The organism is Streptomyces sp. NPDC111507 (assembly GCF_055638955.1).
In genome coordinates, this window is the sequence record NZ_JBVKBU010000013.1 from 253043 (window position 1) to 269351 (window position 16309).

Genomic DNA, 16309 nt, shown 5'->3' on the forward strand with positions numbered 1-16309 from the left:
CCGGGTACCGTCCGCTGCATGGACAGCCGTTTGGACAGCCACTTGGACAGTCGATACGACACCCAGGGCGCCGGAATCACCGTGCAGCGGGCGCTGGAGCTGCCCGGGCTGCGCAGCGGGCTGCCGGAGATCCTCGCGGGCGCCGACCGGCTGGGCCGCACCGTGCGCTGGGTGCACGCGGGCGAGGTCCCGAACATCGCCTCGCTCCTCAAGGGCGGCGAACTGCTCCTGACCACGGGCTACGGCCTCGGCACCCGCCCCGCCGACCAGCGCGCGTTCGTCCGCACCCTCGCGGAACGCGGTATCGCGGCGCTCGTCGTGGAGCTCGGCCCGCGCTTCACCCGGCTGCCCTCGGCCCTCGTGGAGACGGCCCGCTCCGCCGGTCTCCCGCTGGTCCAGCTCCACCGCGAGGTGCCCTTCGTGGCGGTCACGGAGGAGATCCACACCGAGATCGTCAACGGCCACTACGCGCTGCTGCAGCGGGCCGAGGAAGTGCACCGGCGCTGTACCGAGGCCCTGCTCGGCGGCGGGGGCATACCCCAGGTCCTCGGCATCCTCGCGGACTTCAGCGGCAACCCCGTCTTCCTCGAGACCGCCGACGGACAGCTCCTGTACGCCGCGGGGGCCGGCTCCGCCGGCGCCGATCCGCTCCAGGTGTGGGAAGGGCTGCGCGGCCAGCACAAGGAGGAGCCGCCCGCCGGGACGACCCTCGTGGACGTGCCGGGCGGCGGCCCCGGCACCGGCTCGGTACGCGCCCGGCTGGTCCTCCTGCCCGTCAGCGCCCCGGTCGCCCCCGTGCACCGGATCGCGGCGGAGCGGGCCGCGGGCATCCTGGCCGTCGTCCTCATGCAGGCCCGCCAGGAGGAGGAGCTCGCGGCACGCGGACGCGGCGACTTCCTCACCGACCTCGCGGAGGGCCGTATCGCCGCCGAGGACGCCCCCGCACAGGCCCGCGTGCTCGGCTTCAAGCCCGGCAACAGCCCGCTCCTGCCGGTTGTGATGCGGCTCGCCGACGGCCCCTCCCCCGGCGGCGGCTGGGCCGTCCTGGCGCGCGCGGTCGCGGAGGAGCTGGCCTCGGTGGGCGTGCCGGTCCTTTTGGGCGTACGCCCGGTGGAGGGCCGCGTCCCCCTGCTGCTGGGCCTGCGTTCGGAGTCCGAGCGGGCGGCGGTCGCGGACCGGGTCGCGGCGGCCCTCAGGGCGGGCGTGGAGCGCGCGGGCATGCAGCGGCCGGGCGCGCAGCCGCCCGTGGTGGTGGTCGGGGTCGCGGGCGGCTGGGCGGCGGCCTCGGCGGGCCTGCGGCACGCGGCGGAGACGGCGACGGCCGCGCAGGGCCTGACGGACCGCCCCTGGTACGACGCCCGCCGCCTCGACACCGACCTGCTCCTGTGGCGGCTGCGCGACCATCCGGACCTGGCGGCGTTCGTGGACCGCGCCATCGGCCCCCTCCGCGACCACGACCTCCGCTCCAAGCCGCCGCTGCTGCCCACCCTGGAGACATACCTGGCGCACGCGGGCCGCAAGGCGGAGACGGCCCGCGAGCTGCACCTGAACCGACAGACCCTCTACAACCGCCTCGCCCGGATCGGGGAGTTGCTGGGCACGGACCTGGACGACCCGCAGACGGTACTGGCGTTGAGCCTGGCACTGCGAGCGCGACGGCACGTGCCCTGAGCCACCGGACGGCTCCTAGGCAAGAGGCCTGGTCTGGGTCAACTCGTCGTAGACGCTGAGCACTTGGGCGACGGTCTCGTCCTCGGTCGGCCAGGTCGTGGCCTGCCGCACCCCCCGCTCCTTGAGCAACTCCCGGCGATCGTCGTCCCCGAGCAGTCGTACGACGGCCGCGGCGAGCGCGTCGGCGTCCGCCCACGGGACGAGTTCGGCCGCGTCGCCGACCAGTTCGGGGACACCTCCGACGGCCGTCGCGACGAGCGGCACACGCGCGTGCAGGGCCTCCTGGGCGAGCACGGAACGGGACTCCCAACCGCCCGGCAGCACCGCGAGATCGGAGGCCAGAAGCAGCTCGGAGACGTCGTCGCGCCGCCCGACGAGCCGCACCGGCAGTTCCTCGTCCTCGATCCGCCGCTGGAGGGCCGCCCGCAGCGGCCCCTCCCCGGCGATCACCAGGAGCGGCACGGGGTCGAGCGAGCGCCACGCGCGCGAGGCGTCCAGCAGCGTGTCGTACCCGCGGTGCCGGTCGAGGGAACCGACGGCCATGAGCAACGGGCGGTCGGTGGCGCCGAGTTCGGCCCGCGCCTTGTGGCGGAGCCAGTCGGGGTCCCCGTACTCGACGGCCTTGCGTGGCGTCGGGAACGCGACGGCCGCGAGCCGGGCGTCCCGCGCCCCGCGCCTGCGGGCGCGGTCCACGAGGTCGGACGAGGAACCCAGCACCACCGCCGCGGCTCTGGCGACCCGCCGCTCCAGCAGCCGCAGCAGATGCGCCCGCGCGCCCTCCGCGTGCGAACGGGTGTGCCAGGTGACGACGAGCGGGATGCGCCGCCCGCTGAGCGCGAGCGCGGCCCGCAGCGCGGCGTGCAGCCCGTGCGCGTGCACGAGATCGGCGTCCGCGCAGGCCACCCGCAGCGCGGCCACGGCGGCCGGATCGCTGCTGCGCGGCACGGGAACGTGCTGGGCGCCGACGCCACTGAACCCGTACGCGAGGTCGGCCTCGGCGGGTGCGCACACAGTGACCCGCACCCCCCGGGCGACGAGCCCCGAGGCCAGCGACCGCACATGCGCGCTGCTGCCCGCGCTTGCGCCGCCGAGCACCTGCACGGTGCGCAGCGGCGACTGACCGTGCGGTGAGTGGCTGCTCACGTGGCCGGGGCTCCTGGTTCGGCGTCGGACGGGCACGGAGAACGTACAGAGGGAAAAGCAGAGGGGGTGTACCGCACGTCGTGCTCCGCGTACTACGCCAAGGATGCCAGGCCGTACGAGTGTTCCGGGACCGCCATCGGAGCAAGCCTTGCGGCGCAGCGCCCAACTCGACGACAGCTGTCACCCACAAGAGTGACAAGTCGCGTGTCTTCGCGACGGGTTGTCCTGCGCGTCGGATTGTCCTTCGCGACGGATTGCCCCTCTCGACGAGTTGTCCTTCGCTACGAGTTGTCCGCCTCTCACCCCAGCGGTCGCGCGACCGCCTCGCTGACCTTGTCCCCGTACACGGTCGCGGCCACCAGCGCCGCGGCGTGGACGAGGAGTCCGGCCCGCCCGTTGCCCGCGACGATCGCGCCGCCCAGCGCGGCGCCGAGCGCGTGGGCCCCGGTGTCGCCGATCATCGCGCGCTCGCCGAGGTCGTCGGGGAACACGGCCGCCGCCGCACCCATCGCCGCGGCCGACAGGCGCCCGGCGGGCCCGCCCCGCAGCAGCCCCGGGGCCCCCAGCGCGAGCACCGCACCGGCGGCCCGCCCCGGCCGGACGTCCACGAGGTTGACGAAGTGCGCGCTCCCGGCGATCACGACCCCCGCGAGCAGCTTGTCCACCGGCCGCTCCTTGAGCAGCGCCCCCGCCACCAGCCCCGCGGCCGAGATTCCGAACAGCTTGACCGCCCCGCTGGTCACCTCCCCGTCCCTCAGCGCTCCCAGATGCGCCCGGAACCCCCGGCGGGGGTCCCCCGCCCCGACCACGTCGTCGTACGCGCCGCACACCCCGGCGGCCAGGACCGCGGCCCCGGCGCCCCGGTGGACGCGCGCGGCCGCGAGCGCCGCTCCGAGGGCGGTGGCGGGGCCGGCGTACAACTCGACGGTGCGCCCGGCGTAGTTCGTGCGCTGCCAGCGCTCCGGGCCGCCCGGGGTCCTGGTGCGCAGGCCTGCGATGGTGGCTCGGGTGACGGCGACGGCGGTACCGAAGCTGGTGATCACGCGACAACTCCAGGGGCCCGCGGAGCGGGCTGGTCCGGGGGCCGCGGAGCGGCCGAAGGGGCGGGAAAGCTGCCGCGGAGCGGCGAGGAGAGGACCGCGGAGCGGTCAGGGCACCTATCGCGGAGTGACGCAAAAAAGCCGGCCCCCGCGCGCAGAGGGAACTACCCGTCGCCCCGAGCCGTGGCCAACAACTCCTCCGCATGCGCCCGGGCCGTCTCCGAGTCCTCCTGCCCCGCCAGCATCCGGGACAGCTCCCGAATCCGCTCCTCCCCCTCGAGCACCTTCACCCCGGAGCGCGTCACAGACCCGTCATTGGTCTTCTCGACCAGCAGCTGCCGGTCGGCGAACGCGGCGACCTGCGGCAGATGAGTCACCACGACGACCTGCGCGCTCTTGGCGAGCTTGGCCAGCCGCCGCCCGATCTCGACCGCGGCCTTGCCACCCACACCGGCGTCGACCTCGTCGAAGAGATACGTCGGCACCGGGTCGGTCCCCGCGAAGACGACCTCCACCGCGAGCATCACGCGTGAGAGCTCACCACCGGAGGCCCCCTTGGCGATGGGCCGCGGCGGCGCCCCGGGATGCGGGGCGAGCAGCAGCTCGACCTCGTCCACGCCCGCGGGCCCGTACGCGACGGTGCGCCCGCCGAGCTCCACGCCCTCGGGGTCGTCGGTCTGCCGGATCTCGAACGACACGCGCGCGTGCGGCATGGCGAGCGAGGCCAGCTCGGCGGTCACGGCGGCGGCGAACCGTTCGGCGGCCTCGGTGCGGGCGTCCGTCAGCGCCTGGGCAAGCCCGCCCAGTTCGGCCCGCAGCGCGTCCCGCTCGCCGGTCAGCTCGTCGATCCGCTCGTCGTCGCCGTCGAGTTCGAGGAGCCGCGCGGCGCCCTGCTCGGCCCACGCGAGTACGGCGTCGATGTCCTCGCCGTACTTCCGGGTCAGCTGGGTGAGCGCGGCGCGGCGCTCCTCCACGGCCGCGAGCCGCAAGGGATCGGCGTCGAGGTCGTCGGCGTACCCGGCCAGCTCTCCCGCCACGTCCCGCAGCAGGATGTTGATCTCGCCGATCCGCCCGGACAGCCCGGCGAGCGCGGCGTCGTGCGACCGTACGGCCTCCAGGGCCCGGTGCGCGCCCGCGACGAGCGTCGCCGCGTCGATGCCCTCGGGGTCCTCGGGATTGCCCGCGAGCGCGGCGTGGGCGGACGTGGCGGCCGACGCGAGCGCCTCCGCATGTCCTAGCCGCTCCGCCTCCGCCGACAGTTCCGCGTCCTCGCCCGCGCGCGGCTCGACCGCCGCGATCTCCTCGAGTCCGAAGCGCAGCAGGTCGGCTTCCTGGGCCCGCTCACGCGCGCGTGTGGTGATCTCGTCCAGCTCGGCGGAAATGGCCCGCAGCCGCCGGTAGGCCCCCGCGTACTTGGCGAGCGGCACGGCGACCGCGTCCCCGGCGTACCGGTCGAGCGCCTGCCGCTGCCGGGACAGTTTGAGCAGCCCCTGCTGGTCGGTCTGCCCGTGCACGGCCACCAGCTCGTCGGCCAGCTCGGCGAGCACACCCACCGGGACGGAACGGCCGCCCAGGTGCGCCCGTGAGCGCCCCTCGGCCGAAACGGTACGGCTGATCAGCAGCGCGCCGTCGTCGAGCTCGGCGCCCGCCTCCTCGGCCCGTACGATCGCCGTACCGCCCGTGGGTACGGTGATCCGCCCCTCCACGACGGCGTTCTTGGCGCCGATCCGTACGAGGGCGGGGTCCGCGCGCCCGCCGAGCAGCAGCCCGAGGCTGGTGACCACCATCGTCTTGCCCGCACCGGTCTCACCGGTCACGGCGGTGAAGCCTGGCGACAGCTCGACGACCGCGTCGTCGATGACTCCGAGCGACCGTATCCGCATCTCCTCCAACACGGACACGACCTTACGAGGTCCAGCCGCGGATGTGCGACGGCCCCCGCCCCGCAGCCGCGAACCCGCAGGTGACAAGCACCTACAAACGGTGCCTTGTCACCCACGGGAGTGGACCGGACGGGAGCGTCAGTGCGGCGCCCCGCGCCAGCCGGAGACCGGCAACGCGAACTTGGCCACCAGCCGGTCGGTGAACGAGGCGTGGTGCAGTCGAGCCAGCCGCACCGGCACGGCCCCCCGCCGTACCTCCACCCGCGCCCCCGGCGGCAGCTCCACCGTCCGCCGCCCGTCGCACCACAGCACTCCGGGCGGAATGTGCGGCAGCACCTCCACCGCGAGCACCGAGTTCGGCGAGGTCACCATCGGCTTGGCGAACAGCGCGTGCGCGCTGATCGGCACCATGAGCAGCGCCTCGACCTCGGGCCAGACGACCGGTCCGCCGGCGGAGAAGGCGTACGCCGTGGACCCGGTCGGGGTCGCGCAGACGATGCCGTCGCAGCCGAAGCCGGTGACCGGCCGCCCGTCGATCTCCAGGATGACCTCGAGGAGCTTCTCGGCGGAGACCTTCTGCACGGCGGCCTCGTTGAGCGCCCAGTCGGTGTGCACGATGTCGCCGTTCTGGTGGACGACGACGTCGACGGTCATGCGCTCCTCGACCTCGTACGCCTTGGTCACCACCCGGTCGACGACCTTGTCGAGGTCGTCACGCTCGGCCTCCGCGAGGAAGCCGACGCTGCCGAGGTTGACGCCGAGCATCGGCACGCCGGAGGCGCGGGCGAACTCGGCGCCGCGCAGCAGTGTGCCGTCACCGCCGAGCACGATCAGCAGTTCGCATCCGTCGAGGCACTGCGGAGTGGCTTCCTTCACCAGCTCCACCTCGGGCGGCAGCGGCAGATCGGCCGCCTCCGCCGCCAGCACGCGCACCCCGATCCCGGAGCGCAGCAACCCCTGCACCACGAGTTCGGCGCTGCGGATCGCGGCCGGCCGCCCGGTGTGGGCGAGCAGGAAAACAGTACGAGCTCGGGTCTGTGTCAACGCGGCCCCTCCGCCACTGCACGGTCAACGTCGGCCGGGTCGAGTTCGGGTGCCCCGGCACGCAGCCACAGAAAGTACTCGACATTGCCCGAAGGCCCGGGCAGCGGACTCGCGGTCACGCCCTTCACCCCGAGCCCCAGCTCCGCGGCCCGCCGGGCCACTCCGCGCACCGCCTCGGCGCGCAGTTCAGGACTGCGTACGACTCCACCACTCCCCAGCCGTTCCTTCCCCACCTCGAACTGCGGCTTGACCATCATCACCAGATCGGCGTCGGGCGCCGCGCACCGCACGAGGGCGGGCAGCACCAAGCCGAGCGGGATGAAGGACAGATCCCCGACAACAAGATCCACGGGCTCCCCATCGATCGCCTCCAACGTCAACTCGCGTACGTTCGTACGGTCCTTGACGGTGACGCGTTCATCGCTCTGCAGAGACCAGGCGAGTTGACCGTAGCCGACGTCGACGGCGACGACATGGGAGACGCCCGCGCGCAGCAGTACGTCGGTGAAGCCTCCGGTGGACGCTCCGGCGTCGAGCGCCCGCCGCCCCTCGACCGTCAGTCCCTGGGGTACGAAGGCCGCCAGGGCGCCCGCGAGCTTGTGGCCGCCGCGCGAGACGTAGTCGGGGTCGCTGTCGTCCTGGGTGACCACGATCGCGGCCGCGGTCTCCACCTGGGTGGCGGATTTGGTCGCGAGGGTCTTGCCGACGCTCACCCGGCCGGCGGCGATCAGCTGGCCGGCGTGCTCGCGCGAGCGGGCGAGCTTCCGGCGGACCAGCTCGGCGTCGAGGCGGCGGCGTGCCACTCCTGCCACGTTGGGTTCAGCTCCTGCGGTCGTACGGCCATTGATAGGTGTGACCCGAAGGGTCTCATTGAGGGGCGGTGGTCGGGTGGCGGGTGGGAACCGGAGGTCCCGGGCGGGCGTCGAGCGCGGTCAGCGCGTCGCGCAGCCCCCGGTGTACATCCTCGTACACCTCGACATGTCCGTCCGTGGCGAGGTGGTCGGCGTCGCCCAGCCGGTCGAGCTGGGCGTCGACCTCGGCGTTCCCGGTGGGGGTGCGGTCCACGCCCAGTGGGGCCGGGGCGGCGGGGTCGTACTCGAGTTCGGGTTCGACCTCGGCCGGAACCTCCGGCTCCGGCATCGGGCCCTGCGGAGTCCCGACCTCCGGCACTGACTCGTTCATGCCCCGACGCTACCCCGAAGCGCTGCGGTACCGTCGACCGCGATGGCCACGATTGAGGAGTGCCGCAGCGCACTCGACAAGCTCTCGGACAACATGGCGGGCGCGGACGGGAACGTACGCGAGGCGGCGGCCCTGGACCGCTCGCTCAGCTGCCGTATCACCGACCTCGACATCACCTTCGTCGGTCGCCTCAAGGACGGCCGGATCGAGGTGCTCGACACCCTCCAGGGCCCACCCGTCGAGAAGGCCCAGATCAGACTCGCCATGTCAGGCGACGATCTGGTCGCCATGGTCGGCGGGCAGCTGAACTTCGCGAAGGCCTGGGGCTCGGGCCGGGTGCGGCTGGAGGCGGCCCTGCTCGACCTGTTCCGCCTCAGGAAGCTTCTGTAGCGGCTCCGGCGGCCGCCTTCACGCGGGCCTTGCGTGCCGCGGGCACCACCAGCGGCGTCCCGGTCTCCGGGTCGTCGATGACCTGGCAGCGCAGCCCGAAGACCTCCTCGACCAGTTCGGCCGTGACGATGTCGTTCGGCGCGCCCTCGGCGATGACCCGGCCCTCGCGCAGGGCGATGAGGTGGGTGGCGTACCGGGCCGCGTGATTGAGGTCGTGCAGGACGGCGACCAGGGTGCGCCCCTGCTCCTCGTGGAGTTCGGCGCACAGATCGAGCACGTCGATCTGGTGCTGGATGTCGAGGTAGGTCGTCGGCTCGTCGAGCAGCAGCAGCGGGGTCTGCTGGGCGAGGGCCATCGCGATCCACACGCGCTGCCGCTGGCCGCCGGACAGTTCGTCGACATAGCGATCGGCCAGTTCGGCGACGCCGGTCGAGGCCATCGACTCCTGTACGACCCGCTCGTCCTCCGTCGACCACTGGCGCAGCAGGCCCTGGTGCGGATAGCGGCCCCGGCCGACCAGGTCGCCGACCGTGATCCCGTCCGGCGCGATCGACGACTGCGGCAGCAGCCCGAGCGTCCTGGCCACCTTCTTCGCGGGCATCGACTGGATGACCTGCCCGTCGAGCAGCACCCGTCCTTCGGAGGGCTTGAGCATCCGCGACAGGGCGCGCAGCAGCGTGGACTTGCCGCAGGCGTTCGGGCCGACGATCACGGTGAAGGAGTTGTCGGGGATCTCCACCGACAGCTTCTCCGCGATGACGCGCTGGTCGTAGCCGAGGGTGACGTTGTCGGCGGACAGGCGGTTCACAGTGCTCCTTCGAGTGTTCTTTTTCGCCTGGGTGTTCTTATACGCCTGGGTGGTCTGGGTGTTCTTATGCGCCTGGGTGTTCCTGTTCGCCGCGGCGCTCATATCCGGCCTGCCTTGCGCTCGGTGACCAGCAGCCACAGCAGATAGATCCCGCCCAGGACCCCCGTCACGACGCCGACGGGCAGCTGATCGGCGCCGAAGGCCCGCTGCGAGGCCCAGTCCGCGACGATCAGCAGGGTCGCGCCCATGCACATCGACGGCACCAGGTTCGGGCCAGGCGAGCGGGTCAGCCGACGGGCGAGCTGCGGCGCGGTGAGCGCCACGAAGCCGACCGGGCCCGCGGCGGCGGTGGCACCGGCGGTGAGCAGCACGGCGGCCAGCATCAGCAGCAGTCGTACGCGCTCGACGCGCACTCCGAGGGCGTACGACACGTCGTCGCCCATCTCCATCATGCGCAACCCGCGCGCGTTGCCGAGGACGAGCGGGACGAGGACGGCGCACAGGACGAGCAGCGGCCAGACCTGGGCCCAGTCACGGCCGTTGAGGGAGCCGGTCATCCAGACGACCGCACGGGCCGCGTCGACGATGTCCGCCTTGGTCAGCAGATAGCCGTTGACCGCCGTGACGATCGCGGAGACTCCGATACCGACCAGGACCAGCCGGTATCCGTGCACGCCCCGTTTCCAGGCGAGCAGATAGATGGCGAGCCCGGTCACCAGGCCGCCGACGAGCGCTCCCAGCGCGACCTGGTTCGCGCTGCCCGAGTACAGCACGATCATGATGAGCGCCCCCGCCGTCGATCCCTGGCCGAGACCGAGGACGTCCGGGCTGCCCAGCGGATTGCGGGAGATGGACTGGAACAGCGCCCCGCCGAGCCCGAGCGAGGCCCCGACCAGCAGGCCGACGAGCACCCGCGGCAGCCGCAGGTCGTTGACGATGAACTCCTGGCCCGCGTTCCCGTTGCCGACGAGCGTCTTGAGGACGTCGACGGCCGGGATCGGGAAGTCGCCGGTGCCGATCAGCACCACGCTCGCGGCGAGCGCGGCCACCAGCAACAGCACGACGATGGTGAACGCCCGGACGTCGAGCCGGACGGAGAGACCGCCGCGCGTCCGCACGGCTCGGGTACGTGTGGTCGTCACAGCTGGGCCGTCCTCCGCCGTCGTACGAGATAGATGAAGACCGGCCCGCCGAGGACCGCGGTGACGATGCCGACCTGCAGCTCCGCGGGCCGCGCGACCATCCGCCCCACGACGTCGGCGCCGAGCAGCAGCACGGGCGACAGCACGGTCGCGTACGGCAGGATCCAGCGCAGGTCGGGCCCGGTGAAGGAGCGGACCACGTGCGGGACCATGAGCCCGACGAAGACGATCGGCCCGCAGGCGGCGGTCGCGGCGCCGCACAGCACGGTGGCGGCGGCCATGGACAGTGCCCGGGTGCGGTTCAGGTTGGCGCCGAGGGCGCGGGCCGTGTCGTCGCCCATGGCCATGGCGTTCAGGGGCCGGGCGAGCGCCAGCGCGACGACCGTGCCGACCACCAGGAAGGGCAGCACCTGCCTGATGGTCGAGTCGGTGGCCGAGGCCAGCGAACCCACCGTCCAGAAGCGCATCTTGCCGAGCGCCGCGTCGTCCATGATCATCACGGCCTGCAGATAGCCGTAGAGCGCGGCGCTGATCGCCGTGCCGGCGAGCGCGAGCCGCACCGGGGTGGCGCCGCGGCTGCCGCCCAGGAACCAGACCAGCGCCCCGACCGCGGCCGCGCCGAAGAAGGCGAACCACACATAGCCGCTCAGGCTCGTGACACCGAAGTAGGTGATGGCGGTGACGACCGCCGCGGACGCGCCCGCGTTGATGCCGAGCAGTCCGGGGTCGGCCAGCGGATTGCGGGTGAGCGCCTGCAGGACGGCACCCGACAGTCCGAGCGCCGCGCCGACGAGCAGCCCGAGGACGGTACGCGAGATCCGGTCGTCCACCACCACGTCGGAGTACGTCCCCGTGCCGTGGAACAGGCCGTGCCAGACCTGGTCCAGCGGCAGCGCTTTCGCACCGATCGCGATACTCGCCAACGCGACGAGCACCAGGAGGGCCAGGGACGCGAGGAGCCCAACGGCGCGTATCGCCTGACGGCTCGGGGGCGCGGGGGCGGTCTCCGCGCGCGGTTCGGGGGGACTGTCGACCAACACGCAGTTAGGTTAGCCTACCCTCGCTCACGCTTCGATCCCGGGTGACTACGCCCCACCACCGACGAGCCCCCGGGGCCTTCAGAGCCCCAGCCGCGCCAGCGCCTTGCCCCCGTCCAACTCGCACGCCCCGTCGCCCGCGGCCGTCCACGCCGCCGCGCACAGCGCCCGCAGCCCGTCGAGCGCCTCACCGTCGCCCGCGAGTTCCAGCCTCCCCCAAGCTCCCGACTTCGCTCGAGCAGGGGGGACCCCCATGCTCCCGGCCTGGGCCGTCCAGCCGCCGCAGCGGAACCCGTCGCCCTCCGCCACGACCTCCGGCTGCCCGGTGAGCAGCCCGCGCAGATCCGCGTCCACATACGTCGGCCGGTGCTGCGGCGGGGCGGCGAGGAGCTGCGCGCCGTCCGTCACCCCGGTGAGCACGAGCAGCGAGTCCACCTCGCCGTTGAACGCGCCCTCGATGTCCGTGTCCAGCCGGTCGCCGACCACCAGCGGCCGCCTGGCCCCGGTCCGCAGGATCGTCTCGCGGTGCATCGGGGGCAACGGCTTGCCCGCCACCTGCGGCTCGGCGCCCGTGGCGATGCGTACGACCTCCACCGCGGCCCCGTTCCCCGGCGCGATCCCCCGTGCGCTCGGGATCGTCAGGTCGGTGTTGGACGCGAACCACGGCACCCCGCGCGCGACGGCGTAGGACGCCTCCGCGAAGCGCCCCCAGGCCAGGTCGGGACCGCCGAACCCCTGGACGACCGCCGCCGGGTCGTCGTCCGCCGACTCGACCGGCTCCAGCCCGCGCTCGCGCAGCGCGACCCGCAGTCCCTCGCCGCCGATGACCAGCACGCGCGCACCGGCGGGCACCTGCTCGCTGATCAGCCGCGCCACGGCCTGCGCCGAGGTGATGACGTCATCGGCGCCCGTCGGTATGCCGAGCTCACTGAGATGCTCCGCCACCGCATCGGGCGTACGCAGCGCGTTGTTTGTGACATAGGCGAGGTGCATCCCTCCAGAACGGGCCGTGCCCAGTGACGCCACGGCGTACGCGATCGCGTTGCCTCCCGCGTACACCACGCCGTCGAGGTCGAGCAGAGCCGTGTCGTAGGCGTCACTCAGGGCCTGTTCACTGGCCTCCGGCCGGGTCCTGGCGGTCTGGCTCATTACGCATCGCTCCTCGTTCGATCTCTTTCCCCCGATCATCCCGCACAGCGTCTGCACACTTACGATGCCTCAATGAACTATGCAGGTCCCGCGGAGGAAACCCCGGCGCGCAGCGGCCTCGAACTGACCCCGTTCCGGGGCCTGCGCTACGACCCCGACCGGGTCGGCAGCCTCGCCGCCGTGACATCTCCGCCGTACGACGTCATCGTCCGGCCGGACGGTCTGCTCCACCTCGAGTCCGCCGACCCGCACAACATCGTCAGGCTGATCCTCCCCCAGGACACGACCCCGACGGCCCGCAACCGCCAGGCGGCGGACACCCTGCACGACTGGGTGTCCGAAGGCGTCCTGGCCGCCGACCCCGAGCCGGGCCTCTACGTCTACGAGCAGCACGACGACGGCATGCTGCAACGCGGCATCATCGGCGCCCTGCGCCTGTCGGAGCCGTCCGCCGGCGTCGTCCTCCCGCACGAGGACGTCATGCCGCACATCATCGCGGACCGCGCGGCCCTGATGCGTGCCACCTCGGCCAACCTCGAACCGCTGCTGCTGACCTACCGCGGCAACGGCTCCCGGGTGGGCACGGCCGCCGTCATCGAGCGCGCCGCGGAGGGCGACCCGCTGCTCTCGACAACCACGGAAGACGGTTTCAGTCACCGTCTGTGGGCGATCACCGACCCGGCCGACCTGGCCGAGATCCAGACGGATCTCGGCCGGCACCAGGCTCTCATCGCGGACGGCCACCACCGCTGGGCGACGTACCTGCGGCTACGCGCCGAGCATCCCTCACCGAGCCCCTGGGACTACGGCCTCGTGCTCCTGGTGGACACCGCGCGCTACCCGCTCCGGGTCCGCGCGATCCACCGCCTGCTGCACAATCTGCCGGTCGCGGAGGCGCTGACCGCCCTCACGGACTCGTTCCGCGTACGTCACCTCGACGTTGCGCTCCCCGAGGCCCTGGAGGCCCTCGCCGCGGCCGCCGCCGAGGGCAACGCCTTCCTCCTCGCGGGCGACGGCTCGTTCCACCTGGTCGACCGCCCCTCCCCGGACCTCCTCGCCCGTACGGTCCCGCCGGACCGCCCCGAAGCCTGGCGCACCCTGGACGCGACCGTCCTGCACGCCACACTCCTGGCCCACATCTGGGGCATCCCTGAGGACTCGCCCGCCGACATCGCGTACATCCACGACACGGCCGCCACGGTGGACAAGGCGGAGCGCGACGGCGGCACGGCCGTCCTGATGCACCCGGTCCGCGAGGAGGTCGTACGCGACCTCGCCCGCCAGGGCGTTACGATGCCCCGCAAGTCGACGTCGTTCGGCCCCAAGCCGGCGTCGGGGCTGGTACTGCGGGCGCTGCCCCTCTGCGGCACCCAGGCGAGGCACCCAGGCGAAACCAGGGGCTGAAACGCCACGGGCGGCGGGATCCCTTCCGGAATCCCGCCGCCCGTGTCCTACGACAACCGCTGTACGTCAGCCCCGCGGAGCATCGTCATCGTCGTCGGCCTCGACGATGTCGTCCTCATCGTCGTCCTCATCGTCGTCGGACTCGACCTCGGTGTCGGCGTCCGCGTCCGTCGTGGTCTCGGCCTCGTCCTCGTCCTCGACGAGCGCGTCGACGAACTCGACACCATCCAGCTCGGCGAGCCGGTCGGAGGCGTCCGTGCTGCCGTCCTTGTCGGACTCGACGGCCTTCGCGAACCACTCGCGCGCCTCGTCCTCACGACCGGCGGCCAGCAGCGCGTCGGCGTAAGCGTAACGCAGCCGGGCCGTCCAGGGCTGTACGGAGTTCGAGGCGAGCTCCGGGCTCTGGAGCGTCACGATGGCGGCGTCGAGCTGCCCCATGTCGCGCCGGGCGCCGGCCGCCACGAGCCGCATCTCGACCTGACCGGCCTTGTCCAGCTTGTGCACCTCGGGCGCACCCGCCATGTCCAGCGCCTTCTCGGGCCGGCCCAGACCGCGCTCGCAGTCCGCCATGACGGGCCACAGGTCCACGTTCCCGGTCATACGGCGCGCCGCCCTGAACTCCGCGAGCGCCTCGCTGTACTTCTGGTTGGCGTACGCGGCGAACCCGGCCGCCTCCCGTACGGCGGCCACACGCGACGCCAGCCGCAGGGCGATCCTCGAGTACGCGTACGCGCCCTCGGGGTCCTCGTCGATGAGGCGGGCGACCATCACCAGGTTCCTGGAGACGTCCTCCGCAAGCCCCTTCGGCAGGCTCTGGAGCTCCTGCCGTACGTCCGCGTCGATCTCCTCGCCCGTGATGTCATCGGGGATCGGCAGCCGCTTGATCGGCTCACGGTCCCGGTCGCGCTCGTCGCGGCCACGGAAGCCACCACCGCGCCGGTCGTCGCCGCGACGGTCGTCACGGCCCCGGAAGCCACCGGTGCCACCGGGGCGGCCACCCCGGTCGTCACGACGGGGGCCACCACGCCCGCGGTCGTCGCGACCCCGGTCGTCGCGGGCGCGGAAACCGCCGCCGCCGCGGCTGTCGTCACGACGGTCATCGCGCCGGTCGTCACGCCTGTCGTCGCGACGGAAGGCCGGACGGTCACCCTCACGGCGGTCGTCCCGCCGGTCGTCACGGCGGAAGTCACTGCGGTCGTCGCGCCGGAAGCCGCCGCCACCACCGCGGTTGTCGTCCCGACGGAACCCGCCGCGGTCACCGCTGTCACGACGGTCGTCACGCCGGAAGTCACCACGGTCGTCACGGCGGAAGCCACCGCGATCGCCGCTGTCACGACGGTCATCGCGGCGATCGTCGCGACGGAAGCCACCGCGGTCGTCGTCCCGACGGGGAGCGCTGCTGGGGCGGTCGTCGCGGCGCGGGCCACTGCTGGGACGGTCGTCACGGCGGAACGCCGGACGGTCCCCTTCACGACGGAACCCGCCACGGTCGTCGCCCCGACGGTCGTCACGGCGGAAGTCACCACGGTCGTCACGGCGGAAGCCACCGCGATCGCCGCTGTCACGACGGTCATCACGGCGATCGTCGCGACGGAACCCACCGCGGTCGTCGCCCCGGCGATCGTCACGCCGGTCGTCCCGACGGTCATCACGCCGGAAGTCACTGCGGTCGTCGCGCCGGAAGCCGCCGCCACCGCCACCGCGGTTGTCATCGCGACGGAAGCCACCGCGGTCGTCGTCACGGCGGGGACCGCTGCTGGGGCGGTCGTCGCGGCGCGGGCCACTGCTGGGACGGTCGTCACGGCGGAACGCCGGACGGTCCCCGTCCCTACGGACCCCACGGTCACGGTCGTCGCGGCGCGGACCACTGGTGGGTCGATCGTCACGGCGGAACGGCGGGCGACCGCCTCGGTCGCCCTCACGCCGGTCGTCACGGCCACGGAAACCGCCACCGCCACGGTTGTCGTCACGACGGCTGTCGTCACGACGGTTGTCATCGCGGCGGAAGCCGCCGCGGTCACCGCGGTTGTCGTCCCGACGGAAGCCACCGCGGTCGTCGTCGCGGCGCGGGCCACTGCTGGGGCGGTCGTCACGGCGGTCGTTGTCGCGGCGCGGACCTCCGCGGTAACCGCCGCGGTCACCACTGTCCCGGCGGCGCTGATCGCGCTCCGGTCGCTCGTCGGGAGAGTTGGTGGACATGGTGACTCCTGTCATCGGTACCGCAAGTCATTCTCGCGCAGCCGGGTACCCGGCGCGCTTCGGAAAAACAAAAAAGGACCTCTGGTCCCAGCGAGTCGCTGGGACCAGAGGTCCTCCAAAGATTGTTCGGCGGCGTCCTACTCTCCCACAGGGTCCCCCCTGCAGTACCATCGGCGCTGTGAGGCTTAGCTTCCGGGTTCGGAATGTAACCGGGCGT

14 protein-coding genes, 1 rRNA gene and 1 pseudogene are annotated in these 16309 nt (G+C 72.9%); 3 read left to right on the top strand and 13 right to left on the bottom strand.

The window, feature by feature from the left end:
• Window positions 1–18: 18 nt before the first annotated feature.
• Complete coding sequence (locus tag ACZ7M2_RS38315) at window positions 19–1671, top strand: PucR family transcriptional regulator (RefSeq protein WP_471599193.1); 1653 nt, start codon at window positions 19–21, stop codon at window positions 1669–1671.
• A gap of 15 nt (window positions 1672–1686) precedes the next feature.
• Here ACZ7M2_RS38315 and ACZ7M2_RS38320 read toward each other — a convergent pair whose 3' ends face one another.
• The 6 genes from ACZ7M2_RS38320 to ACZ7M2_RS38345 form a co-directional block, all read right to left on the bottom strand.
• Window positions 1687–2814, bottom strand: coding sequence for a glycosyltransferase family 4 protein (locus tag ACZ7M2_RS38320; protein WP_471599194.1), 1128 nt, complete (start codon window positions 2812–2814; stop codon window positions 1687–1689).
• Window positions 2815–3113: 299 nt separating this feature from the next.
• Entirely contained in the window at window positions 3114–3857 is a 744-nt protein-coding gene (locus tag ACZ7M2_RS38325) for a hypothetical protein (protein WP_471599195.1), read from the bottom strand.
• A 161-nt stretch (window positions 3858–4018) separates the two neighbouring features.
• The gene (gene recN, locus ACZ7M2_RS38330; protein ID WP_471599210.1) at window positions 4019–5737 is read right to left on the bottom strand and encodes a DNA repair protein RecN; all 1719 of its coding nucleotides are present in this window, start codon (window positions 5735–5737) and stop codon (window positions 4019–4021) included.
• Window positions 5738–5875: 138 nt separating this feature from the next.
• Entirely contained in the window at window positions 5876–6781 is a 906-nt protein-coding gene (locus ACZ7M2_RS38335) for an NAD kinase (protein ID WP_352051349.1), read from the bottom strand.
• Entirely contained in the window at window positions 6778–7593 is an 816-nt protein-coding gene (locus ACZ7M2_RS38340; RefSeq protein ID WP_352051348.1) for a TlyA family RNA methyltransferase, read from the bottom strand. Before ACZ7M2_RS38340 ends, ACZ7M2_RS38335 begins: the two co-directional genes overlap by 4 nt.
• Before the next feature lie 55 nt (window positions 7594–7648).
• Window positions 7649–7963 (bottom strand): hypothetical protein, encoded by a 315-nt coding sequence (locus ACZ7M2_RS38345; RefSeq protein WP_471599196.1) that lies wholly within the window; start codon window positions 7961–7963, stop codon window positions 7649–7651.
• Between the two features lie 42 nt (window positions 7964–8005).
• Here ACZ7M2_RS38345 and ACZ7M2_RS38350 point away from each other — a divergent pair, with 42 nt between their 5' ends.
• On the top strand, window positions 8006–8353 hold the full coding sequence (locus ACZ7M2_RS38350) for an SCP2 sterol-binding domain-containing protein (RefSeq protein WP_352051346.1): 348 nt from the start codon (window positions 8006–8008) through the stop codon (window positions 8351–8353).
• On the opposite strand, the gene ACZ7M2_RS38355 is transcribed toward ACZ7M2_RS38350, so the two are convergent.
• The 4 genes from ACZ7M2_RS38355 to ACZ7M2_RS38370 all read right to left on the bottom strand — a co-directional run bounded on the left by ACZ7M2_RS38355 (window position 8337) and on the right by ACZ7M2_RS38370 (window position 12489).
• Window positions 8337–9263 carry an ABC transporter ATP-binding protein gene (locus tag ACZ7M2_RS38355; RefSeq protein WP_471599197.1) on the bottom strand — a complete coding sequence of 309 codons (927 nt, stop codon included), beginning with the start codon at window positions 9261–9263 and terminating at the stop codon, window positions 8337–8339. The genes ACZ7M2_RS38350 and ACZ7M2_RS38355 overlap by 17 nt on opposite strands.
• On the bottom strand, window positions 9260–10303 hold the full coding sequence (locus tag ACZ7M2_RS38360; protein WP_471599198.1) for a FecCD family ABC transporter permease: 1044 nt from the start codon (window positions 10301–10303) through the stop codon (window positions 9260–9262). Before ACZ7M2_RS38360 ends, ACZ7M2_RS38355 begins: the two co-directional genes overlap by 4 nt.
• A complete protein-coding gene (locus tag ACZ7M2_RS38365; protein WP_471599199.1) occupies window positions 10300–11343 on the bottom strand; it encodes a FecCD family ABC transporter permease in 1044 nt (347 codons plus the stop codon). The genes ACZ7M2_RS38360 and ACZ7M2_RS38365 overlap by 4 nt, the downstream gene beginning before the upstream one ends.
• Before the next feature lie 78 nt (window positions 11344–11421).
• Entirely contained in the window at window positions 11422–12489 is a 1068-nt protein-coding gene (locus tag ACZ7M2_RS38370) for an HAD hydrolase-like protein (protein ID WP_352051342.1), read from the bottom strand.
• Between the two features lie 72 nt (window positions 12490–12561).
• Here ACZ7M2_RS38370 and ACZ7M2_RS38375 point away from each other — a divergent pair, with 72 nt between their 5' ends.
• Window positions 12562–13893: a DUF1015 domain-containing protein gene (locus ACZ7M2_RS38375; RefSeq protein ID WP_471599200.1), complete on the top strand. Its 1332-nt coding sequence runs from the start codon at window positions 12562–12564 to the stop codon at window positions 13891–13893.
• A 66-nt stretch (window positions 13894–13959) separates the two neighbouring features.
• On the opposite strand, the gene ACZ7M2_RS38380 is transcribed toward ACZ7M2_RS38375, so the two are convergent.
• From ACZ7M2_RS38380 to rrf, 3 genes and pseudogenes are all read right to left on the bottom strand, one after another.
• The gene (locus tag ACZ7M2_RS38380; protein ID WP_471599211.1) at window positions 13960–14769 is read right to left on the bottom strand and encodes a tetratricopeptide repeat protein; all 810 of its coding nucleotides are present in this window, start codon (window positions 14767–14769) and stop codon (window positions 13960–13962) included.
• A 228-nt stretch (window positions 14770–14997) separates the two neighbouring features.
• Window positions 14998–15549, bottom strand: a pseudogene (locus tag ACZ7M2_RS38385) (hypothetical protein); the annotation flags it as partial.
• A 667-nt stretch (window positions 15550–16216) separates the two neighbouring features.
• A 5S ribosomal RNA gene (gene rrf / locus ACZ7M2_RS38390) occupies window positions 16217–16309 on the bottom strand; the annotation flags it as partial.